The sequence below is a fragment of the Metabacillus idriensis genome, assembly GCF_009674765.1.
Taxonomy (GTDB): Bacteria; Bacillota; Bacilli; order Bacillales; family Bacillaceae; genus Bacillus_P; species Bacillus_P idriensis.
On record NZ_WKKF01000002.1, the window covers coordinates 659,265 to 680,029 of the forward strand.

Sequence of the window (20,765 nt, forward strand, 5' to 3'; positions counted from 1 at the left end):
CCAACTCCTCGGCCAGAACGGCTCCGTCTGTAAAGGCAAAAAGCGCCTTTTCAGCCGGATCCTTATCTGTCATGCCTGCGCTAAACGGGCGATTCCGCTTTCTATGTTGTCTAGCTCCGCCTCCTAGCCCCTCGGCCAGAACGGATCCGCCAGCAAAGGCAAAAAACGCCTTTACTGTCGGATCCTTATCTGTCTGTCGGGTCTGCCCAGTCGGCTCCGTTTTTCTGTGTTATTCCGTATTCTTAGCCCGATGCGCCAGCCTGCTTGATGCTGCAGCGGCAATGGCCCCGATGATGTCATCGAGATAGGTGTGGACCATTCCGGATGATTTGTCGTTCAGGAATTTAAGAATTCCGGGTTTTTCTTTGTCGATGTAGCCGTAGTTCGTAAAACCGATTGATCCATAGATATTGACGATGGACAGGGCGATGATTTCATCTACCCCATATAGGCTTTCATCACTTTCAATGATGGCTTGAAGGGGTTCCTCAAGCATTTTTTTCTCTGCCAGAATATCTAATTGTATGCCGGTTAAAATGGCGTTTTGCACTTCTCTTTTCGATAGTACTCGATCTATATTCTCCAAACATTGATCGATTGTTAATGAAGGATGATATTTGACTTGCAGAAAGTATACGAGTTCTGCGATATCTTCTACCTTTACTCCGCGGTCCTGTATCCATTGTCTTGCTGTTTTTTCAACAATGTCCATCTTCTCTTTTTCTTTCATCCATTTCACCCAATTTTCTTTTTACTATTTTACGCAAACGGCCTTCTGAATGTGTAATGAAAATGTCAATCATTAAAAAGTGTTTAACTTACGGTCCAAAATATACATAAATAAGTAAACTTCCGATTAGGATAGGGTAAGGACTTTTATCTATATATGGGGGAGAAACTCGTGGAAAAATTGGTACGGGAACAATATGGACTTAGAGTGGCAGAGACATTCAGAGTAGGAAATTATGATGCTTTCTCATATCATCAGCACGTCTATTTGATTGTCCCGCTGTCACATATAGACGATGAAGAGCTTTATGAACTGTATAATATGAGTCAATTTCTGCTTGAACGCGGAGACCCGTTTGTAGCGGTTTTTTTGTTAACAAAGCAAGGGAATTTATATATAGAGTGGGAAAAAAGGAAATATGGAATTTTGAAAACCTCATATGTTCAAAGTGAGCGTGTGTATCAGGTGGGAAGAGAGCTCGCACGATTTCATCAAAAAGCAAGAAGCTATCCTTATCAGGTTTCAAAAATAAGCAGAATCGGCCAATGGAAGATGCTGTGGGAAAAGCGAACAGATCAGCTTGAAGGGTTTTGGCGCGGAAAAATCAGTTCGCAGCCGCTTGATTCGTTTGAAAAAATGTTCGCTGAATCTTTTCCATATTATATGGGCCTTGCCGAGAATGCGATTCAATACTTAGTGGACACAGAACTTGACGATGAGCCTCAGCCTATTGATTCAGCAACAGTCTGCCATCACAGATTCTATTCGGATACTTGGAGATCATCAGGACTTGTAAAAATCCCGACAGATTGGGTGTTCGATCATTGCAGCAGGGATATTGCCGAATATTTAAGAAACCAATTTTTCAATCAGCCAGAAACACTGCGTCAGGACGGGTTTTTACTTTTAGAGGATTATGACCGGACAACACCGCTCTCGTCTTTTTCATGGAGACTTATTTACAGCCGCCTGCTGCTGCCGATTCATTATTTTGAATGCATTGAAGATTACTATTTATCATCTGAAACGGATAAACCCTATTATGAAGCAAAGCTTTCGGAAATGCTAAAGAATTCCTCCAAGTATGAGGGTTTCCTGAAATCATATGCGCAATTACTGTCCATGCGGACGAAAAAAATCTATTTGCCGGCTATACATTGGCTATAAGACCTGTTCATTCCTCTCACACCATATGTGATAAGATAAAAGAAAATGGAAAAAGGGTGAGAGGATGAAAACGCCAAAAATATTCATAACAAGAAAATGTCCTGAAGAAAGATTGAAAGCGCTTAAAGAATTGGGTGAAGTGGAAATGTGGGAAAAGGAAGATGTCCCATGTCCCCGCGGTCTGCTGCTTGAAAAAGCTAAAGAAGCAGATGCCCTTTTAACGATGCTCTCCGATCAAGTTGACGAGGAGCTTCTTAATAAGGCAGAGAACGTAAAAGTGATTGCAAACCTTGCCGTTGGATACGACAATATTAATCTTCAATATGCCAAGGAAAAAAAGGTCATCATTACAAATACACCTGATGTTTTAACAAATACAACGGCTGACCTCACATTTGCGCTCATCCTAACAGCGGCAAGAAGGGTCGTTGAAGCGGCAGACTATGTGAAGGCTGGAAAATGGACTAGCTGGAGCCCCCTTTTGCTTGCGGGTGCAGATGTTCATCATAAAACAATCGGCATTGTCGGCATGGGGAAAATAGGGCAGGCTGTTGCAAAGCGTGCCAAGGGGTTTGATATGAATATCCTGTACCACAATCGGTCAAGAGATTACGATGCGGAGAATAACCTGGAGGCGGCTTATACAAGCTTTGATGAACTGCTGGCACAATCGGATTTTGTCGTCTGCATGACGCCGCTTACAAATGAGACGAAGCATATGTTCAATGCTGAAAGTTTCAGAAAAATGAAATCTTCAGCTCTTTTTATTAATTCTTCACGGGGCGGAACAGTTGTGGAAGAAGATTTGATAAAAGCACTTGAAACAGGTGAAATTGCAGGCGCGGGACTTGATGTATTTGAGCAAGAACCAATCAGCGCCGATCACCCGCTTTTAAAGCTGCCAAATACAGTAGCTCTCCCTCATATAGGCAGTGCAACGGCTGAAACACGTTACGCCATGATCGATTGCTGTGTTCAAAACATCCTGTCGGTTTTAACGGGGAAACCTCCAGTCACACCCTTAAATTAGATTACTTCTGCAAAGAACAGGGTATAGTCTTCTAAAACGGGAGGTTTCAAGATGAACAGTTTTTTAGTGCAATATACAGATTCAGAAACGATGGAGAGGGTCTTTGACGGACCCATCTTTGCAACCGAGGAAGAAGCCATGCTTGAGAAAGAAAAGCTTGAACGAAAAGGCCATTTTGATGTAACCGTTGAAAGCGAAAATGATATACAGCTTGACCGAGAATAAGTAAAATGACGTGCGATTCCCTCGCACGTCATTTTATTTTTATATTTTCCAAAAAATATAAACCTAGTATAATCAACAAAGAAAGCGATTACATATAAAATACTGAAAATTCTCTATTGATAAGCAATAGCACACTGTTTATAATGACAATAATAGAAAATGTCTATCATACATATACAAATGTATTTCTAAGAAGGACATCAAGGGAGTGGATAAATTCATGAAAGCAATTCAAGTTGGTTTATTGGGACTGGGAACAGTCGGAAGCGGTGTAGTGAAAATTATAAACGATCACCAGGATAAATTGATGCACCAGGTAGGCTGTCCCGTTAAAGTGAAAAAGGTCCTCGTACAGGATGTTGATAAAAAAAGACAAGTTGAATTTGGAAAAGGGCTTCTGACGAGAAATGCTGATGAAGTTATTCATGATCCTGAAATAGATGTCATTATTGAAGTAATGGGCGGTGTTGAGCATACAAAGGAATATATTCTTCAGGCTCTTCAGGCGAAAAAACATGTAGTAACTGCAAATAAGGATCTAATGGCCGTGTATGGCACGGAGCTTTTAGATGCGGCAACAGAAAATGGCTGTGACTTATTCTATGAAGCAAGTGTTGCCGGCGGGATTCCGATTTTAAGAAGTTTAGTAGATGGACTTGCTTCAGACCGGATCAACAAAATGATGGGTATTGTGAACGGTACAACAAATTTCATCTTAACAAAAATGAGCAAACAGGGCAGTCCTTATGAAGAAGTGCTAAAAGAAGCACAGGATCTTGGGTACGCAGAATCAGATCCTACTGCGGACGTAGAAGGACTGGATGCTGCCCGAAAAATGGCGATTCTTGCCCGCCTTGGCTTTTCTATGCACGTAGATTTAGAGGATGTAAGTGTGAAAGGCATCAGTGAAGTAACAGATGAGGACATCAGCTACAGCAAGAGACTTGGATATACAATGAAGCTGATCGGCATCGCCAACCGCGATCACAATAAAGTCGAAGTCAGCGTACAGCCGACCCTGCTGCCTGATTATCATCCATTGGCTTCGGTTAATAACGAATATAACGCTGTGTATGTGTACGGGGAAGCTGTAGGAGAGACGATGTTCTACGGCCCGGGCGCGGGAAGCTTGCCAACTGCAACAGCTGTCGTATCTGATTTAGTAGGCGTCATGAAAAATATGAGACTTGGGGTAAATGGACGAAGCGCTGTTCTTCCTCAATTTGAAAAAGCATTGAAGCAGAGCGATGAAATCTATGCTCAGCATTTCCTCCGCATTCATGTAAAAGATCAAGTCGGAGCGTTTTCAACAATCACTTCCTTGTTCTCAGAACGCGGTGTCAGCTTTGAGAAGATTCTGCAGCTTCCGCTTAAAAACAGCAATCTGGCAGAAATTGTGATTGTTACGCATCAGGCATCAAACAAAGACTTTGATGAGATTTTGGCAAACCTGCTTGATCTTGAAGTCGTTCATGGCATTAAAAGCTCATATCGCGTAGAAGGGAACGGTTACTCATGATGTGGAAAGGTCTCTTAAATCAATACCGGAATTACTTGCCCGTAAATGATCAAACACCTTTACTTACGCTGAACGAGGGGAATACCCCTCTTGTTTTTTTACCGACTCTGTCAGAGAAGCTTGGACTGGAGCTATATGCGAAAACAGAAGGCGCCAATCCAACGGGTTCTTTTAAAGACAGAGGCATGGTGATGGCTGTTGCAAAAGCGAAAGAAGAAGGCAGTGATACTGTTATCTGTGCTTCTACTGGAAATACATCCGCTGCTGCAGCCGCCTATGCAGCCAGAGCGAAAATGCGATGCATTATCGTCATTCCTGACGGGAAAATTGCATTTGGAAAACTGGCACAGGCTGTGATGTACGGAGCAGAAATCATTGCGATCAAGGGGAATTTCGATCAGGCGCTGACAATGGTCCGCAGTATGTCTGAGAAGCTTCCTATTACTCTTGTAAACTCTGTGAACCCTTACCGTCTTGAAGGGCAAAAAACAGCTGCATTCGAGCTTTGCGACGCATTGGGAGCTGCTCCTGATATTCTGGCAATTCCTGTCGGCAATGCGGGCAACATTTCTGCTTATTGGAAGGGCTTTTTAGAATATGACAGCATGCATCAGACTGGCCTCCCTCAAATGCAAGGCTTTGAAGCAGAAGGAGCTGCTGCCATTGTGCGCAATCAGGTGATTGAAAACCCTGAAACAATTGCGACTGCCATTCGGATCGGCAACCCGGCAAGCTGGGACAAAGCCGTCAATGCAGCTGAGCAATCCAGCGGATTTATTGATGAAGTAACAGACGCGGAGATTATTGAGGCCTATCAGCTTTTGGCGAAGACTGAAGGCATTTTTGCAGAGCCTGCTTCATGCGCTTCCATTGCAGGGTTAATAAAGAGTGCCAAGAAAGGCGTTTATAAAAAGGGAGCTAAAGCAGTTGCTGTCTTAACAGGAAATGGATTAAAGGATCCAAACGTGGCTGTTGATCTCTCAGAAATTAAACCAATCGTGCTTCCGAACGATGAACTTGCCGTTATGGAGCAGCTTAAGGGAGTTGGTGCATGGTGAAGGAAGGCGACATGTTAAAGATAAAAGTTCCTGGAAGCACGGCAAACCTAGGACCTGGCTTTGATTCCGTCGGTCTTGCTGTTAATCGTTATCTGGAACTGAGGGTCATTCCTGCTGCAAAATGGTCTTTTATTCCGTTAAATGAGGAAATGCTCGATATTCCAAGAGATGAAGAAAACCTCATTTATCAAGTGGCGAAAAGAGTGGCATCTTCTTATGAATCTGCACTGCCCGCCTGTTCAGTTGAAGTCTGGAGCGATATTCCGATGGCACGGGGGCTGGGAAGCAGTGCTGCTGCTATCGTGGCGGGTGTTGAACTTGCAAATGAATTATGCGGCTTGCAGTTAAGCATGAAAGAAAAGCTGCATTTGGCCAGTATTATTGAAGGTCATCCGGATAATGCAGGAGCATCCTTGTACGGAGGATTAGTTGTGGGACTCCATCAGGAGCAAGAAACAGAATTGGTGGCTGTTCATGAAGTCGACATTGATCTAGTGGCAGTTGTCCCGCCATACAAGCTGTATACTAAAGATGCCCGCGACGTGCTTCCCGGATACTTGGAATACACCGGGGCGGTAGAAGCAAGTGCAGTCAGCAATGTTTTAGTAGCAGCTGTTCTTTCAAACAATTGGCGTCTTGCAGGGAAAATGATGAAGAAAGATTTATTTCACCAGCCTTACCGCGGAACTTTGATTAAGGAGCTTTCGAAAGTACAGGAAGCGGCTATGGATGCAGGTGCATATGGCGCAGCACTCAGCGGTGCGGGCCCGACTGTCCTTGCATTTACGGCTAAAGGGAAAGGGAAAACACTCGCTAAACTGCTTAAAGCTCAATTTCCTAAATGTGAAGTTGATGAGCTGACACCAGTCTTAGAGGGATCAAATGTTTATTATGAAGCCTGCACTGGACAAGTTCGGGATTCGATTGGATAGAGCATTCTCATATGAGGATGCTTTTTTAGTCGTTTATGAAATTATTAGTGGAAATAGGTTGTGGATAATGAAATTAAGTTATCTCCGGCAAGTGTAAGCGCCTAGATCCTCAGTCAGAACGAATCCGCCAAAAGTAGGGACCCGGACTTTTCTGCCGGATTCTTATCTGCCTGCGCGGGCCTTGGCGCCTGCGCTTTTGTTCTTTTGGGATCATGATCTATTTTAATCTGCTTTAGGAGGAAATTTATTTAGCTTGTCGAAATAAATAGAATGCCGGAAAAAATTATAGGGAAAGTTTGGTGTTGATCAAAATGGAAAGTATAAAGCAAAAAAGAGGGATGACAGCGGAAGACTTATACAAGCTGAAATCCGTCAATGATCCTCAAGTTTCACCGTGCGGCACAAAAGCCGTTTACGTTCAAACATCCATTCATGAAGAAAAACATCAATACATATCGAATCTATTTTTAACTAATTTGGAAAAGAATACTTCCAGTCAATGGACATACGGTGAAGGTAAAAACACATCCCCGAGATGGTCTCCTGATGGAAGCAGTCTAGCATTTCTATCAGACCGCAATGGACTGAATCAGCTTTTTCTCATGTCTGCAGCAGGCGGGGAGGCTAAAGCCCTCACAAAAGAACATCTATCTGTCTCACAGCCTGTCTGGAGTCCGGATGGAACGAAAATCCTTGCAGCCATTTCTTTGGCGCCGTCAGACGAATTAGACAAAGAGGATAAGGATGAGAAGAAGCAGCCGGAGCCGCTTGTCGTGGATGATATGAGGTATAAGTCTGATGCAGCGGGTTTTGTAAAGAATCGTAAAAGACAGCTTGCAATTATAGATGTAAAAACAGGGGAGCTTGAGCTTATCGGCTCAAGGGAGTTTGATTATAACGACGGAGCCTGGTCCCCAGACGGGAAATCGATTGGGTTTACTTCGAATATGACGGATGATCCCGATCAAACGTTAATCTCAGACGTTTTTATTCTATCTTTAGAAACTAACGAGCAGCAGCAGCTGACAAACAGCAATGGATTCTTTGGCAATCTATCCTGGTCGCCAGATGGAAGCTATTTGTCTTTTCTGGGTCATGAAAAAGAATTCCAAAGTGCAACTTTCTCAAAAATTTGGCTGTACAGCATGAAATCAGGAGAGTTAACGTGCTATTCAGCTGACTGGGACGTTCACATCAGTGATGCCGTTGTAGCTGATTTTATATCAGGCAGTGTGTATCCAGGCCTTATTTGGACAGAGAACAGCCAGGGATTTTATTTTATTTTAACCGATCAGGGCAATACGGGAGTCTATTATGGCTCACTTGAAGGACAAACCCTTCCGGTAAGATTTGAACAGGAGCATGTATACGGATTATCGGTTCACACTGGCAGTCATACCGCAGTTCTTGGCATCAGCCGTCCCGATCATCCTGGGGATCTGTATTTCTTTGATTTTAGTACAGGGGAAAATCGTCAGCTCACAAATGTTAATGAAGAATTCTTGCAGAAAATTGAACTTGCTGTTCCTGAAGCAATAGAGTGGAAGGCAGAAGATGGACTTGAGCTACATGGCTGGATCATGAAGCCGGCAGGATTTAAGGATGGCGAGAAATACCCGCTCGTTCTTGAAATTCACGGCGGACCCCACGCCATGTATGCCAATACCTATTTCCATGAGTTTCAGATGCTTGCTTCAAGCGGGAAAGCCGTCCTCTATACAAATCCTCGGGGAAGCCATGGATATGGACAGCATTTTGTAGATCAGGTTCGCGGTGATTATGGCGGAAGCGACTATACCGATTTAATGAGTGCAGTAGATTATGCACTTGAAACCTATGATTATATTGATAAAGATCGGTTAGGTGTAACAGGCGGCAGTTATGGCGGTTTTATGACGAACTGGATTGTGGGTCATACAAACAGGTTTAAAGCAGCTGTCACGCAGCGTTCAATCAGCAACTGGATCAGCTTCTACGGAGTGAGTGATATCGGCTACTACTTTACAGAGTGGGAAATCGGCGGAGATCTAATCAATGATTTTGATAAACTCTGGCACCATTCACCGTTAAAATATGTCACAAACGTAGAAACGCCTCTTTTGATCCTTCATGGCGAAAAAGACTACCGCTGTCCTGTTGAGCAGGCTGAGCAGCTTTATATCGCATTAAAGCGCCTGAAAAAAGAAACAAAATTTGTGCGCTTTCCAGAAGCTAACCATGAATTATCCAGAAGCGGGCATCCTAAGCTTCGGATTGACCGGTTAAATCATATCAAAGGCTGGTTCGACGAGTATCTATAAACAGAAAAAAAGATGGTGAGCGGGCTCACCATCTTTTCATTTTAAGAGATAAGAAAGTATAAAGTTTTGCGCTTCGATGTCTAGCTCCATCGCCCAACTCCTCGGCCAGAACGGAACTGCAAGTAAAGGCAAAAAGCGCCTTTACTTGCAGTTCCTTATCTGTCATGCCTGCGCTAAACGGGCGCTTGCGCTTTTCTTATTAGAAAACTTGTTCTACTTCCACAACACCCGGAACTTCTTCAAGAAGTGCGCGTTCGATTCCAGCTTTAAGTGTAATGGTTGAACTTGGGCAGCTTCCGCAAGCTCCTAAAAGGCGTAATTTTACAATGCCGTCTTCTATATCAACCAGCTCACAATCTCCGCCATCACGAAGCAAGAATGGACGTAATTTATCTAATACTTCCTGTACTTGTTCTACCATTTGTGTTTCTGTTGTCAAAATAATCGACTCCTTCCTTATCCTGCTATTATATTCAAAAAACCGCTGAAAATCTATTCATATGATTGATGTAATATCTGTTAATGCCACTATTTTAACATATTCCGCGCCGAATAAAAACGGATACTTTCAGCAGATAAGTTTTCATGGAAAAAAAACGCTTACTCCCTTACAATGAAACTTAAGAAAAGGGGGAATACGATGAAAAAACAAGTGGAAGTGTGTATTTATGGAGCTGAAGTACTATGCCCAAGCTGTGTGAATCTCCCCTCATCAAAAGAAACATATGAATGGCTGGAAGCAGCAATTTCAAGGAAATTCCCGCAGCAGCAGTTCAAAATAGAATATGTCGATGTGTTTGCGCCTCAAGAAAATCCAGAGAAAAAAGGTTTTGCAGAGAAAATCGCAAATGACGAGTATTTTTATCCGTTAGTTGTCATCGATGGAGTAGTAGTAGGGGAAGGCAATCCGAAACTGAAAACCATTTATGCTGAAATGGAGAAGCATGGGTATGTTTCTGCATAATATTTCTATATTTGTTCATTTTAATGACACTTGATGTTAGAAAAACTGCTTTACACGTAAACCAGTCTGGATAATCCTTCGATTCCAAGAAAATACGTGTCCGGCATATGATTGCCCGCTATGGAGCCTGCTTCAATTGTAAAAGAATACGGAGTTTGAACATGCTTGTAAAAGTATTTCAGCTTTGTCATAGGATTATAAACAAAGACAGGAGGCAGTTTCGGCACCAGATCGGTGGTGTTGACGAAGCGGATGCTATTCGGAACAAGCCGGTCATAGAGAGCCGCAAACTGCCCGTCTCCTACCCTAGGAGCCCCATAGTTATACATGACGATAGACCGGAATCCTGCGTTTGCCGCTGCATCGGCAGCGTGAAGAACAGCTAGTGCTCCCCCAAGACTATGCCCGGTAATAAAGAGATTTTTCTTTTTTGAGAGGGCTGAATACGTTTGGAAGATTTCGTCCCGGCACTGGGAATAGATCGACTGAAATCCCTGATGCACGAGGCCGCCGTTTTGAATATAGGGATAAGGAGTCTGGTGGATGGTGGCATCGGCGATCCAGTCTGCATCCGATTGTGTACCCCGGAATGCAATCACCACTGCATCGTCTGATTCGAGGATAAATCCGAACCATTCCATGACGCCGTTTGCGCTGGATTTGAAAGATTTTACCAGCTTGAATCCCGGAACAGGTTCCACCGGACCATTGTTTAAAAACTGGCGGTATGAATATACACACATATGGAGGAGAAATTCCACAAGATCTTTATTGTAAAAAGGTTTTCGTCTTGGCATATACATCTTCCACACCTCGCAGCAATAGGCTTATGCACTATCATACGCATGGAACGTAAAGAAGTGCCTGTATGGAAAATCGTTGAAAATACGTAATAAAGGATCTGTTGTAAAAGAGTATCAGCAACGATTAATCGTCCATGGTTACACAGTTCCAAATATGCGAGCCGAGTTTGAAGCGGTGCTGAAAGAAGGCAAATGGTCATACACATTTATTCCTGAAAATGAAGAAAAGGGGCTGTCCGGAAAATCAGTGAATACTGACTTTTGACAGCCTCTTTTTTAAAGAAAAACAGTGAAAATATACAAAAAAAATCGTCTCTATTAGTAGCCTGGCTGCTTTCAGTTAAAAAAGAACAAATAAAAAAAAGCAGGACGGAAAAACTGGTTATTTTTCCGTCCTGCTTTTTTTTTAGGAACTTATTGAAGAGCCCCTTTTTATTTATCCATTATGATACTTATACATCCATAGAATTCCTGACTTAAGCAAACGCGGAACTCGTCCAATAAGCGGCCGGTCATTCACAAGGCCGAAACCATGTTTCTTTCCAAGCGACCCAAGTACTCCTTTAAGCTTAAAGGCAGGGAAGTCCTGAGGCAGTTCTTCTCCATTCCACTTTTTAAGCAGAACTTGAACAATTTGTTCAGCTTGAGCTTCGGCAAGCTGAGCACTTGGTGCATGAGGAAGACTTGCGCAGTCTCCAACAACGAATGCATCTTCATGATGCGGAAGGTGATGCTGTTTTGTCAGGACGACACGTCCCTGTGGATCTTTGTCTACTGGAAGATCTCTGACGACTTTATTTGGCTGAATGCCTGCAGTCCATACGATGGCATCGTAAGAGACAGGCTCATCATGATTATATAGAACGTTTTGTTCTACTTTTGTCACGTTAGCACTGTTGATGATGGTTACTCCATGATCTTCAAACCAGCCTTGAACATATTTGCTCAAACGTTCTGGAAAACTGGAAAGAATGTTTTTGCCCCGGTCATAAAGTGTAATTTTAAGATCTTTTCGGCTTTCTCTGAGTTCACTCGCAAGCTCAACTCCGCTGAGTCCTGCGCCAACGATTGCAACAGAAGCACCGCCGCTTAAGTTATTAAGAAGCTGATACGTTTCTCTTGATTGATCGATTGTCTGGATGCTGTGTGTAAACTCTTTTGCACCCGGAACATTATGATACTTGTCCTCGCAGCCTAATCCGATAATAAGATCATCATATGAAATCGGTTCCTGATTATTCAGGTGAACTTTTTTTTCTTCAAGATCAACTGAAGTGATTTCCCCGAATGTTAAGTGCAAACGCTCATGCTCTGGAAAATCTACGCGGATGTGATGGTCTGAAATCGTTCCCGCAGCAAGTGCGTAATATTCCGTTTTTAAACAATGATAGGGATTTTTATCTATGAGTGTAATTTGCACATCTTCAGGCAGCTGACCTGGAAGAAGTCGATGAAGGACGCGCATGCCGCCGTATCCACCGCCAAGAATAACTAAGTTCTTCATTGCAGATTCCCCTTTTTCTCCTCTTAAAGTGAGTAATATTCTTATCTATAGGTTAATTCAGTGATTAAGAAAACCTTTGCAATATGCCATCTAAAAGTATAACGAATTTGATGATAAACCACAATATGTTATGAAAAAGTCATCTATTAATCTGTTAACCCGCTTATTAGTAAATCACTTTCATGAAAATGTGTTGGTATTTATGAAAAAAGTATAACATAAAACGTTAATTATTGACGATAGTACATAGAAAGAGGTAGCATAGGATTGCAGGTGTGAGGTGATGAAGTTGAAACCGATAATAGAATTTTGTATAAGCAATTTAGCGAACGGTTCACAAGCTGCTTTGGAAAAGTTAGAAAAAGATCCTAATCTGGACATTATTGAATACGGATGTCTTGGATATTGCGGAAAATGCTATGCTTCTCTTTATGCCCTTGTAAACGGTGAGGTTGTAACTGGGGAATCATCTGAAGAGTTAGTTAAAAACATATATGATTACTTGGATGAGAATCCTATGTTCTAGGAAAACGCGTACACTCAGTACGCGTTTTTTTACTGTTTAGGAAATTAAATAAGGTAATGGTTGTGGATAATGAAATAAAGTTATCTACGGCAAGCTCCAGCGCCTAGATCCTCGGTCAGAACGAATCCGCCTGTCGAATCAGAGCAAGGCGCTTTCGTTTTTCTTATGTACCGTCCACTTTTGCTTCATTTCCCTCATTTCGCTCCATCTGTCTTTTGCCATTTCGACGATCACTTTTTCCTCAGTGTTTTTTTGTTTTTCAATGACTTTTGAAAAGTAGAGTGCGGCCTGTGATTCATCATTTGATCTTCTGCTCAGTTCACCTATTAAATAGAGAACTTTCATTTCAGTTAAATGTGTGCCAGAGAAATCATCATTTATATAAGAAGCGATATATTCCTCTAAGGCTAATTTAAGAAAGCGATTCTCCTGTAATACCATCTGCTCCGTCCGGTAGAGCCAGGCAAGCCTTAAATAAAGTCCCCCCCATTGAAACGTGTTTTTCTTTTTTCAATACTCCTGAATAAATAGCAAGCTTGTATGTATGAATGGCATCTTTAACACTTCTCTTTTTGCAGAAATTCATGCTCCCCCAGTTTGCGCGTATCTTATTATTGATTATTTCCTCTGTTCTAAAAGGAAAAACAGGAGAGAATTCTTCTGACATTGAAAAACCGCAGGCAGGACACACATTTACATAGTAAAGAAGAGGACTGAATTCATTTTTACTATAATAAGAACAAAAATCAGTGTCATGATTGACCGCGAGTATGAAGCCTCTTTTTACTTTTTTTGTTGTATAGGTATGTTTGCAAATTGGACAATCTATATTCTTATCATATAGGAAATCAAGCTTATTCATATAGTGTTCCTCCCATTAGTAAAACAGGGTAAATTGTAATGAAATCATACCATACATATAGGTATAAAGTATCATGAAATGGTAAATAGCCTTTTTTGAATAACTAAATCCATTCAGATGCAACCTAAGTTTGTGCAACTAGTTAATTTGTCGGAAAATATCATTATTTGTCACAATGATATAGACATACCCGCTATCGCCTGTTATTTTAGACACATCAAAAACGATTGACTGAGGTGAAGAAATGATCAATTTTTTATGGGGGCTAATGGGAATTGCAGTCCTTTTTGCCATCGCTTTTCTCCTATCGGAACGAAAAAGTCATATTAAAGTCCGCACGATTCTTGGCGGCCTTGCCATTCAGCTTTTATTTGCATTTCTGGTATTAAAATGGGAGCCTGGAACGAGAGCTTTTAAAGGGCTGACAGAATCTGTACAGAACCTTGTAGGTTATGCCAGTGAAGGGATTGGATTTCTATTTGGTTCACTTGGAGATCCATCACAGCCAACAGGCTTTATCTTCGCATTTAATGTTCTGACAATCATTATTTTCTTTTCTTCGTTAATTTCTGTTTTATATCATATTGGGGTTATGCAGTGGATTATCAGAATCTTAGGCGGCGGTTTATCGAAATTACTAGGGACAAGTAAAGCAGAATCGCTTTCTGCTGCTGCTAATATCTTTGTAGGGCAAACGGAAGCTCCTTTGGTCATTAAACCGTACATAGCAAAAATGACAAAATCAGAATTGTTCGCTGTCATGACAGGGGGTCTTGCTTCTGTTGCGGGATCTGTACTGTTCGGATATGCTGCTCTTGGAGTTCCTCTTGAGTACTTGCTTGCTGCAAGTTTCATGGCTGCGCCTGCAGGGCTTATTATGGCAAAAATGCTTATTCCGGAAACGGAAATGCCTGAAACGATGGAAGGCGTTAAGATGGAAAGTGATGAAGATACTGCAAATGTAATTGATGCTGCTGCAAAGGGAGCATCTGTAGGACTTCAGCTTGCCTTGAATGTTGGGGCGATGCTTTTAGCTTTTATCGCTTTGATAGCACTTTTAAACGGAATCCTTGGTTTTATCGGAGGGATTTTTGGAGCTTCTAACTTAACACTTGAATACATTCTTGGGTTTGTCTTTGCACCTCTTGCCTTTATCATCGGAGTTCCTTGGGAAGAAGCTGTGAAGGCAGGAAGCTTTATCGGTCAAAAGCTGGTACTGAATGAGTTTGTTGCCTATTCAAATTTTGCACCGCAGCTTGATGCGCTGTCAGATAAAACGGTAGCTATCATAAGCTTTGCACTTTGCGGATTTGCCAACCTGTCATCTATTGCCATTTTGCTTGGAGGACTTGGCGGGATGGCTCCAAGCCGCCGTCAGGATATTGCACGGCTTGGTTTTAAAGCAATAGCTGCAGGAACACTTGCCAACCTTTTAAGTGCGGCAATTGCAGGGATGTTTATGTTTTAATCATAGTAGGATCACGAATAAAAGCTCCCTGCACCAAAGCAGGGAGCTTTTATTATCTATAACAAACGGGGGATATTTCTATTGTGATCCTGTTTCCAGCATTTTATACTTATAAAAAGAAAAAAAGAGGGAGAACAGTATGAAACAATTCCGATTTACTAAAATGCATGCACTCGGCAACAATTATATATATGTAAATATGTTTGAAGAACAAATTGAAGAATCAATGCTTCCTCAGCTTGCAAAAGAAGTATCGAATGTATTTACCGGCATCGGATCAGATGGAATGATCTTAATTTGTCCATCTGAGAAAGCGTCAGTAAAGATGAGGATTTTCAACAGTGATGGGTCAGAAGGGAAAAACTGCGGAAATGGTCTTCGCTGCGTTGCGAAATATGCATTTGAGAATAAACTGATAGAAAAGAAAGAATTTTCGATTGAAACACTCTCGGGTTTGGTTCATGCTAGGCTTGAAGTGGAAGATGGCGAAGTCAGCAGAGTAACAATCAATATGGGTCAGCCTAAGCTTAATCGGGCTGAAATTCCTATGGCTGGCACTCCTGATGAAAAAGTCATAAACGAACAGCTTGAATTTGACGGCAGTGTCTATCATGCTACAGCCGTTTCAATGGGGAATCCGCATCTAATATTTTATGTGGACAGCATTGAATCAGCGCCAGTATTAACACTTGGACCAAGAGTTGAGAAAGATCCCCTTTTTCCTGATTGCATCAATGTTGAGTTTGTTGAAGTGGCAGCGGAAAATGAACTTCACTTCAGAGTGTGGGAAAGAGGTTCCGGTGTTACTCAGGCATGCGGTACAGGTGCTTGTGCAGCCGTTGTCTCTTCTGTTCTTAATGGGCATACGAAAAGAGGGCTGGATACAACTGTCCACCTTGCTGGAGGAGATCTTCTGATCAACTGGACCAAAGAGGGTAATGTTTTAATGACAGGTCCTGCAGAGGTTATTTGTACAGGGGTCTACTTCTACGACAAATAGCAAAGTGTTTCATTTGAGAGTTCCAAATAGAAAGGGTATACTTACTGTATAGCCTTTGGATGATTGGCAAAGGAGGAACAAGAAAATGAATGATTTTGTACTAATTACTGAAGCGGCAGCTTATCAGATAAAAGATATGATGAAAGAAAACGGTGAAGAGCAGGCTTTTCTGCGCGTTGGTGTGAAAGGCGGCGGCTGCAGCGGTTTATCGTACGGCATGGGTTTTGAACAAGAACCGAATGATGACGACACTCAATTTGAAGTGCATGGCATCAAAGTGCTTGTTGATAAAGAAAGCTCCCTTATTTTAAAAGGGACAAAAATTGATTTTAAAGAGTCCCTTATGGGCGGCGGATTCACGATTGATAATCCCAATGCCATTGCTTCATGCGGATGCGGTTCATCTTTTAGAACGGCTTCGAATACAGGTACTCCTGAAGAGTGCTGATTGTAACAGAAAAAGACATTTCATTAGCCTGAAGCTAGTGAAGTGTCTTTTTTTCTTATTTTTTTCTTTTATAAACTATGATGAAAATAAGGATGAAAGTCACAGCAAAAACGATAACCCCCATTAATCTATTGGAATCAAGCTGATGCTCTAAATTCACTTGCTTTTCAGGTTCTTTTCCTGCACCGAGAACCCTTATGTCATCCCCTGCGTCTGTAACTAAAGCTGTTCGCTCGCATAACCCTGTCTCAAGGGTATTCTTTTCCCCGTATGCATAAATAAGATAAATTTGCCCTTCAATAAAATCAAAACCGCAGCCTGCTGAATCTCTTTCTGTTTCAATTATTAGCTGTGATTGAGAAGGGCCTTTCCAAATTTGATTGACCTCTATTAACGCTTCTTTCTTGCTGTTTTCAATTATTTTTAACACTTTTCCTGAAAAAATGGCCGTTTTGTTTTCTAATTCAGATTGAACAGAAGACGGCTGTGCACAAGAGCAAGCATAGCCTTTTTCTTCATTTACAAAAAAGATGCCTGAAATAAACAATAAGCAAAGAATGATTTTCAATTTCATCTATTTTCCCCCTTTAAACACCATAGTCGTTAAGAAGTAAGAATAGGTTACATTTTCCATAAAAAACATAGGACAAATATTGGGCATATAGTATTGATGTGTGAATTGAGAAGGGAGCTTGAATGATGAATTACTATCCATATCCATATCAGATGTATAATCAATTTCGTCTGTCATCAACAGATGAATTAAATGAGGGCTTGTATAAATGGGTGAAATTGACCTTTATAAACGGTACGGAAAAAGAGGCATTTGTATTCTACTTAGATAAACCATCTGGTGCGGTATTTATTTTGTCCTTTCCTGCACTAACGACAAGTCAGGTAAATGTGAATGATATCAAATCCTTCGAAGTGATGCCGAAACCTCCAAAAATGGAAGAAGAGGCTCCCCAAGAAGAAGAAGGACAAACTGAAGCTGAGGAGCAGGAGCAGCCGCAAGAAGAGGAGCAGGAGCAGCCGGAATCTCCACAGAATGGCGGGGGATCTCCACCTGAAGGCGGTCAAGAAAGTCCGTTCGGCCAAATGCCTGGAATGGATCAAGGCGGAGGTATGCAGGGAGGCCTGGAAAGTCCGTTCGGCCAAATGCCGGGAATGGGTCAAGGCGGAGGTATGCAGGGAGGCCAGGGAAGCCCGTTCGGCCAAATGCCGGGAATGGATCAAGGAGGCATGCAGGGAGGCCAGGGAAGCCCATTCGGCCAAATGCCGGGAATGGACCAAGGAGGAGGCGTGCAGGGGGGCCAGGGAAGTCCGTTCGGCCAAATACCGGGAAGTAGTGATCAAAGCAGCATGCCGTTTGGCGGACAGAGATATCAACAATGGAATCAGCCGGTGTATTATAATCCTTACAGCAATTACTGGCAGAGCTAAAAGAGGTTTATTCCATAAAAAAGAGGAAAAGCAGACCGCTTTTCCTCTTTTTTAGGAGTAATATTTATTTATTTTTCAAACAAACTTGTGCTGTGAAGCGGCTGAACTCTTGCTTTTGGATCCATATAAGCTTTCGCGTTGTTAACCGCGGTTGGAGCTTCTCCAAATCCGCTTGCGATCAGTTTTACTTTTCCTTCATAAGTGCAGATGTCTCCTGCAGCATATATTCCTTCTACGTTTGTTTCCATTTTGCTGTTAACGACAATCGAATTTTTTTCAATTTCAAGACCCCAGTTCTTGATTGGGCCAAGAGATGAGACGAATCCAAAGTTCACAATGACAGAATCCACATCGATGACTTCTTTGCGGTCGCCTTTCACTTCTTCTAATACTACTTGCTCAATATTTTCTGTACCTGTTAATTCTTTTGGTACAAATGGTGTGAGAACTTGTACTTTTGAGTTATTCAAGTTTTCAACACTATGCTCATGAGCACGGAACTTATCTCGTCTGTGCACAAGTGTTACTTTCTCGGCAATTGGCTCAAGCATAAGCGCCCAGTCAACAGCAGAATCTCCGCCTCCGCAAATAAGAACTCTCTGTCCTGCAAACTGATTTAGATCATCAATGAAGTAATGAAGATTTGCTTTTTCAAATGAAGCAGCTTCTTCAAGTTCAATTTTACGGGGCTGGAACGCACCATTTCCTGCAGTGATGATAATCGTTTTAGAATAATGGATTTCCTGATCTGTTGTTAATTTGAAGACGCCATCAGCTTGTTTTTCAACTGTATCTACCGCTTGCTCTAAGCAGACAGTCGGCTCAAATTTAGCCATTTGTTCTTTTAGATTGTTAACTAGCTCCTGTGCGCGCACTTTAGGAAATCCTGCAACATCATATATGTATTTTTCAGGATATAAGGCAGAAAGCTGTCCGCCTAGCTGAGGCAAGCTTTCGATAATTTTAACTGAAGCCTGACGCATGCCGCCGTAAAAAGCTGTGAACAAACCAACAGGTCCGCCGCCAATAATTGTTATGTCGTATACTTTTGTGTCTTCCTTCACAAATATCCCCTCGCTTGTAATTGATAATAATTCTTAATTATAACATATCATACCTCTTTAACATTTTCACCTGGTGACCTGAGTAAAGAGATGTGCCTTGTATAAGAATATGATTATTATAGAGAATGTTTTTATTTTTGTAAAATTCTTAACGTTTCTAATCCTTCAATTTGGTCTTGAAAAATAAATCGCAGATGCTATTATGTAATATAGGCATTATTTATATTCTATGTTACTACTTACAAAGTTTTCGGTATTATTTTGAAAAGTTAAGTGAACATTTTCACATACTTTTTTAGGCAAAACAAAATAAAATGTTGTGAAGCAGCGGAAGATAATCAGTATAGAATTTATTTCATTCTTTACAACAAATTCAGAAAAAAAGGTGGATGTGATTCGGTTGAGAAAGCCCAAAATAGTAGTTTTAGGTGCAGGTTACGGCGGATTAATGGCAGTTACACGTCTTCAAAAAATGATCGGTGTGAACGAAGCAGATCTTACATTGGTAAACAAAAATGATTATCACTATGAAACAACATGGCTGCACGAGGCATCAGCTGGTACTTTGCATCATGATAAAGCAAGATACCAAGTGAAAGATGTTATTGATAACAGCCGTGTGAAATTTGTGAAAGAAACAGTTGTTTCGATTAAGAAAGATGAAAAGAAAATTGTTCTTGCAAATGGCGAGCTTGAGTATGACTACCTTGTGATTTCTCTTGGATCTCATCCAGAAACATTTGGAATCAAAGGCTTGAAAGAGTACGCTTTCGGTATTACTAACATCAATGCTGCGCGCCAATTGCGCGAGCATATCGAATATCAATTTGCTACTTACAACACAGAAGAAGTAAAACGCGACCAGCGTCTTGCAATCGTTGTGGGCGGAGCTGGCTTCACTGGCATCGAGTTCCTGGGAGAGCTTGCTAACCGTGTTCCTGAGCTTTGCCGCGAGTACGATGTTGATCATAAGAAAGTACGCATTATCTGTGTAGAAGCTGCTCCAACAGCTCTTCCTGGATTTGATCCAGAGCTTGTAGAATACGCTGTTAACCACTTAGAGCGTAAAGGTGTAGAATTCAAGATCGGAACTGCGATCAAAGAATGTGTAGAAGATGGTATTATTGTTGCTAAAGACGACGTAATGGAAGAAATCAAAGCTGATACAGTTGTTTGGGCAGCAGGTGTGCGCGGAAACAGCATCGTTGAAGAAGCTGGTTTTGAAAATATGCGCGGACGTGTAAAAGTTGATTCTTACCTAAGAGCTCCTAACCATGAAGATGTATTCATTATTGGCGACTGTTCTCTAGTGATCAACGAAGAAATCAACCGTCCATATCCTCCAACGGCTCAAATTGCGATGCAGCAAGGTATTACAGCTGCTAAAAACATTGCTGTTGCCGTTCGTGACCAAGGTGAAATGGAAGAATTCAAACCAGACATCAAAGGTACAGTTGCTTCACTTGGCGAAGATGATGCTGTAGGTATGGTATTTGGCAAGAAAGTAATGGGAACAAAAGCTTCATTCATGAAGAAAATGATTGATAACCGTGCTCTCTTAATGGTTGGCGGAGCTGGATTAGTCGTTAAAAAAGGGAAATTTAAATTTTTCTAAGAAGTAGAGTAAAATAAAAGACAGAAGCCTTGTGCTTTTGTCTTTTTTTATAGTGTCAGAATTCATATTTGTTATGCTTCATAGTAATTGGAAACGGCCCGCAAAAC

Annotated in this window: 23 protein-coding genes; 15 read left to right on the forward strand and 8 right to left on the reverse strand. The window is 41.7% G+C overall.

What is annotated here, in order from left to right:
- Positions 1-229 precede the first annotated feature (229 nt).
- Positions 230-730: a phosphatidylglycerophosphatase A family protein gene (locus GJU41_RS11515; RefSeq protein ID WP_070876039.1), complete on the reverse strand. Its 501-nt coding sequence runs from the start codon at positions 728-730 to the stop codon at positions 230-232.
- A 171-nt stretch (positions 731-901) separates the two neighbouring features.
- Here GJU41_RS11515 and yutH point away from each other — a divergent pair, with 171 nt between their 5' ends.
- From yutH to GJU41_RS11550, 7 genes are all read left to right on the forward strand, one after another.
- Positions 902-1,897: a spore coat putative kinase YutH gene (yutH, locus tag GJU41_RS11520; protein ID WP_083328167.1), complete on the forward strand. Its 996-nt coding sequence runs from the start codon at positions 902-904 to the stop codon at positions 1,895-1,897.
- Between the two features lie 64 nt (positions 1,898-1,961).
- Positions 1,962-2,927 (forward strand): 2-hydroxyacid dehydrogenase, encoded by a 966-nt coding sequence (locus tag GJU41_RS11525; RefSeq protein WP_154318636.1) that lies wholly within the window; start codon positions 1,962-1,964, stop codon positions 2,925-2,927.
- A gap of 51 nt (positions 2,928-2,978) precedes the next feature.
- On the forward strand, positions 2,979-3,152 hold the full coding sequence (locus GJU41_RS11530; RefSeq protein WP_154318637.1) for a hypothetical protein: 174 nt from the start codon (positions 2,979-2,981) through the stop codon (positions 3,150-3,152).
- A gap of 220 nt (positions 3,153-3,372) precedes the next feature.
- Positions 3,373-4,671: a homoserine dehydrogenase gene (locus tag GJU41_RS11535; protein ID WP_070876042.1), complete on the forward strand. Its 1,299-nt coding sequence runs from the start codon at positions 3,373-3,375 to the stop codon at positions 4,669-4,671.
- Entirely contained in the window at positions 4,671-5,729 is a 1,059-nt protein-coding gene (gene thrC / locus GJU41_RS11540; protein WP_070876109.1) for a threonine synthase, read from the forward strand. The genes GJU41_RS11535 and thrC overlap by 1 nt, the downstream gene beginning before the upstream one ends.
- The gene (gene thrB, locus GJU41_RS11545) at positions 5,726-6,661 is read left to right on the forward strand and encodes a homoserine kinase (protein ID WP_170292794.1); all 936 of its coding nucleotides are present in this window, start codon (positions 5,726-5,728) and stop codon (positions 6,659-6,661) included. The genes thrC and thrB overlap by 4 nt, the downstream gene beginning before the upstream one ends.
- A 311-nt stretch (positions 6,662-6,972) precedes the next feature.
- The gene (locus GJU41_RS11550) at positions 6,973-8,961 is read left to right on the forward strand and encodes a S9 family peptidase (RefSeq protein ID WP_154318639.1); all 1,989 of its coding nucleotides are present in this window, start codon (positions 6,973-6,975) and stop codon (positions 8,959-8,961) included.
- Between the two features lie 199 nt (positions 8,962-9,160).
- Here GJU41_RS11550 and GJU41_RS11555 read toward each other — a convergent pair whose 3' ends face one another.
- The gene (locus GJU41_RS11555; protein ID WP_070876112.1) at positions 9,161-9,382 is read right to left on the reverse strand and encodes a NifU family protein; all 222 of its coding nucleotides are present in this window, start codon (positions 9,380-9,382) and stop codon (positions 9,161-9,163) included.
- Positions 9,383-9,601: 219 nt separating this feature from the next.
- On the opposite strand from GJU41_RS11555, the gene GJU41_RS11560 reads away from it, so the two are divergent.
- Positions 9,602-9,925: a YuzD family protein gene (locus GJU41_RS11560; protein ID WP_070876043.1), complete on the forward strand. Its 324-nt coding sequence runs from the start codon at positions 9,602-9,604 to the stop codon at positions 9,923-9,925.
- A gap of 50 nt (positions 9,926-9,975) precedes the next feature.
- Here GJU41_RS11560 and GJU41_RS11565 read toward each other — a convergent pair whose 3' ends face one another.
- A complete protein-coding gene (locus GJU41_RS11565; protein ID WP_070876113.1) occupies positions 9,976-10,722 on the reverse strand; it encodes a lipase family protein in 747 nt (248 codons plus the stop codon).
- A gap of 82 nt (positions 10,723-10,804) precedes the next feature.
- Between GJU41_RS11565 and GJU41_RS11570 the strand changes: the two genes are divergently transcribed.
- The gene (locus GJU41_RS11570; RefSeq protein ID WP_154318640.1) at positions 10,805-10,993 is read left to right on the forward strand and encodes a hypothetical protein; all 189 of its coding nucleotides are present in this window, start codon (positions 10,805-10,807) and stop codon (positions 10,991-10,993) included.
- Positions 10,994-11,164: 171 nt separating this feature from the next.
- Here GJU41_RS11570 and GJU41_RS11575 read toward each other — a convergent pair whose 3' ends face one another.
- A complete protein-coding gene (locus tag GJU41_RS11575) occupies positions 11,165-12,232 on the reverse strand; it encodes an NAD(P)/FAD-dependent oxidoreductase (RefSeq protein ID WP_070876044.1) in 1,068 nt (355 codons plus the stop codon).
- Positions 12,233-12,515: 283 nt separating this feature from the next.
- Here GJU41_RS11575 and GJU41_RS11580 point away from each other — a divergent pair, with 283 nt between their 5' ends.
- Positions 12,516-12,758: a YuzB family protein gene (locus tag GJU41_RS11580; protein WP_070876045.1), complete on the forward strand. Its 243-nt coding sequence runs from the start codon at positions 12,516-12,518 to the stop codon at positions 12,756-12,758.
- A gap of 138 nt (positions 12,759-12,896) precedes the next feature.
- On the opposite strand, the gene GJU41_RS25405 is transcribed toward GJU41_RS11580, so the two are convergent.
- Positions 12,897-13,199, reverse strand: a complete 303-nt coding sequence (locus GJU41_RS25405) for a DUF2225 domain-containing protein (RefSeq protein WP_396653213.1) — start codon at positions 13,197-13,199, stop codon at positions 12,897-12,899.
- The gene (locus tag GJU41_RS25410; RefSeq protein WP_318185593.1) at positions 13,171-13,620 is read right to left on the reverse strand and encodes a DUF2225 domain-containing protein; all 450 of its coding nucleotides are present in this window, start codon (positions 13,618-13,620) and stop codon (positions 13,171-13,173) included. Before GJU41_RS25410 ends, GJU41_RS25405 begins: the two co-directional genes overlap by 29 nt.
- A 247-nt stretch (positions 13,621-13,867) precedes the next feature.
- Here GJU41_RS25410 and GJU41_RS11590 point away from each other — a divergent pair, with 247 nt between their 5' ends.
- From GJU41_RS11590 to GJU41_RS11600, 3 genes are all read left to right on the forward strand, one after another.
- On the forward strand, positions 13,868-15,088 hold the full coding sequence (locus GJU41_RS11590) for a NupC/NupG family nucleoside CNT transporter (protein ID WP_170292795.1): 1,221 nt from the start codon (positions 13,868-13,870) through the stop codon (positions 15,086-15,088).
- A 139-nt stretch (positions 15,089-15,227) separates the two neighbouring features.
- Positions 15,228-16,088: a diaminopimelate epimerase gene (gene dapF, locus GJU41_RS11595; protein ID WP_070876047.1), complete on the forward strand. Its 861-nt coding sequence runs from the start codon at positions 15,228-15,230 to the stop codon at positions 16,086-16,088.
- An 85-nt stretch (positions 16,089-16,173) separates the two neighbouring features.
- A complete protein-coding gene (locus GJU41_RS11600; protein WP_070876048.1) occupies positions 16,174-16,536 on the forward strand; it encodes a HesB/IscA family protein in 363 nt (120 codons plus the stop codon).
- A gap of 55 nt (positions 16,537-16,591) precedes the next feature.
- Here the strand turns inward: GJU41_RS11600 and GJU41_RS11605 are convergent, their stop codons facing one another.
- The gene (locus tag GJU41_RS11605; protein WP_154318642.1) at positions 16,592-17,110 is read right to left on the reverse strand and encodes a hypothetical protein; all 519 of its coding nucleotides are present in this window, start codon (positions 17,108-17,110) and stop codon (positions 16,592-16,594) included.
- Positions 17,111-17,232: 122 nt separating this feature from the next.
- On the opposite strand from GJU41_RS11605, the gene GJU41_RS11610 reads away from it, so the two are divergent.
- On the forward strand, positions 17,233-17,979 hold the full coding sequence (locus tag GJU41_RS11610; protein ID WP_070876050.1) for a hypothetical protein: 747 nt from the start codon (positions 17,233-17,235) through the stop codon (positions 17,977-17,979).
- 68 nt (positions 17,980-18,047) lie between these two features.
- Here GJU41_RS11610 and yumC read toward each other — a convergent pair whose 3' ends face one another.
- A complete protein-coding gene (gene yumC, locus GJU41_RS11615) occupies positions 18,048-19,043 on the reverse strand; it encodes a ferredoxin--NADP reductase 2 (RefSeq protein ID WP_070876051.1) in 996 nt (331 codons plus the stop codon).
- 391 nt (positions 19,044-19,434) lie between these two features.
- On the opposite strand from yumC, the gene GJU41_RS11620 reads away from it, so the two are divergent.
- Positions 19,435-20,658: an NAD(P)/FAD-dependent oxidoreductase gene (locus GJU41_RS11620; RefSeq protein WP_170292779.1), complete on the forward strand. Its 1,224-nt coding sequence runs from the start codon at positions 19,435-19,437 to the stop codon at positions 20,656-20,658.
- The last annotated feature ends 107 nt before the right edge of the window (positions 20,659-20,765 follow it).

What these genes read in the sequence shown, in the direction of transcription:
- GJU41_RS11515 (WP_070876039.1), bottom strand. Translation starts at nt 730, where the DNA reads ATGAAAGAAAAAGAGAAGATGGACATTGTTGAAAAAACAGCAAGACAA.
- GJU41_RS11580 (WP_070876045.1), top strand. Translation starts at nt 12,516, where the DNA reads ATGAAGTTGAAACCGATAATAGAATTTTGTATAAGCAATTTAGCGAAC.
- GJU41_RS11555 (WP_070876112.1), bottom strand. Translation starts at nt 9,382, where the DNA reads ATGGTAGAACAAGTACAGGAAGTATTAGATAAATTACGTCCATTCTTG.
- thrC (WP_070876109.1), top strand. Translation starts at nt 4,671, where the DNA reads ATGTGGAAAGGTCTCTTAAATCAATACCGGAATTACTTGCCCGTAAAT.
- GJU41_RS25410 (WP_318185593.1), bottom strand. Translation starts at nt 13,620, where the DNA reads ATGAATAAGCTTGATTTCCTATATGATAAGAATATAGATTGTCCAATT.
- GJU41_RS11560 (WP_070876043.1), top strand. Translation starts at nt 9,602, where the DNA reads ATGAAAAAACAAGTGGAAGTGTGTATTTATGGAGCTGAAGTACTATGC.
- GJU41_RS11550 (WP_154318639.1), top strand. Translation starts at nt 6,973, where the DNA reads ATGGAAAGTATAAAGCAAAAAAGAGGGATGACAGCGGAAGACTTATAC.
- GJU41_RS11605 (WP_154318642.1), bottom strand. Translation starts at nt 17,110, where the DNA reads ATGAAATTGAAAATCATTCTTTGCTTATTGTTTATTTCAGGCATCTTT.
- GJU41_RS11525 (WP_154318636.1), top strand. Translation starts at nt 1,962, where the DNA reads ATGAAAACGCCAAAAATATTCATAACAAGAAAATGTCCTGAAGAAAGA.
- GJU41_RS11565 (WP_070876113.1), bottom strand. Translation starts at nt 10,722, where the DNA reads ATGCCAAGACGAAAACCTTTTTACAATAAAGATCTTGTGGAATTTCTC.
- dapF (WP_070876047.1), top strand. Translation starts at nt 15,228, where the DNA reads ATGAAACAATTCCGATTTACTAAAATGCATGCACTCGGCAACAATTAT.
- GJU41_RS11535 (WP_070876042.1), top strand. Translation starts at nt 3,373, where the DNA reads ATGAAAGCAATTCAAGTTGGTTTATTGGGACTGGGAACAGTCGGAAGC.
- GJU41_RS11575 (WP_070876044.1), bottom strand. Translation starts at nt 12,232, where the DNA reads ATGAAGAACTTAGTTATTCTTGGCGGTGGATACGGCGGCATGCGCGTC.
- GJU41_RS11530 (WP_154318637.1), top strand. Translation starts at nt 2,979, where the DNA reads ATGAACAGTTTTTTAGTGCAATATACAGATTCAGAAACGATGGAGAGG.
- GJU41_RS11610 (WP_070876050.1), top strand. Translation starts at nt 17,233, where the DNA reads ATGATGAATTACTATCCATATCCATATCAGATGTATAATCAATTTCGT.
- GJU41_RS11600 (WP_070876048.1), top strand. Translation starts at nt 16,174, where the DNA reads ATGAATGATTTTGTACTAATTACTGAAGCGGCAGCTTATCAGATAAAA.
- GJU41_RS25405 (WP_396653213.1), bottom strand. Translation starts at nt 13,199, where the DNA reads ATGGTATTACAGGAGAATCGCTTTCTTAAATTAGCCTTAGAGGAATAT.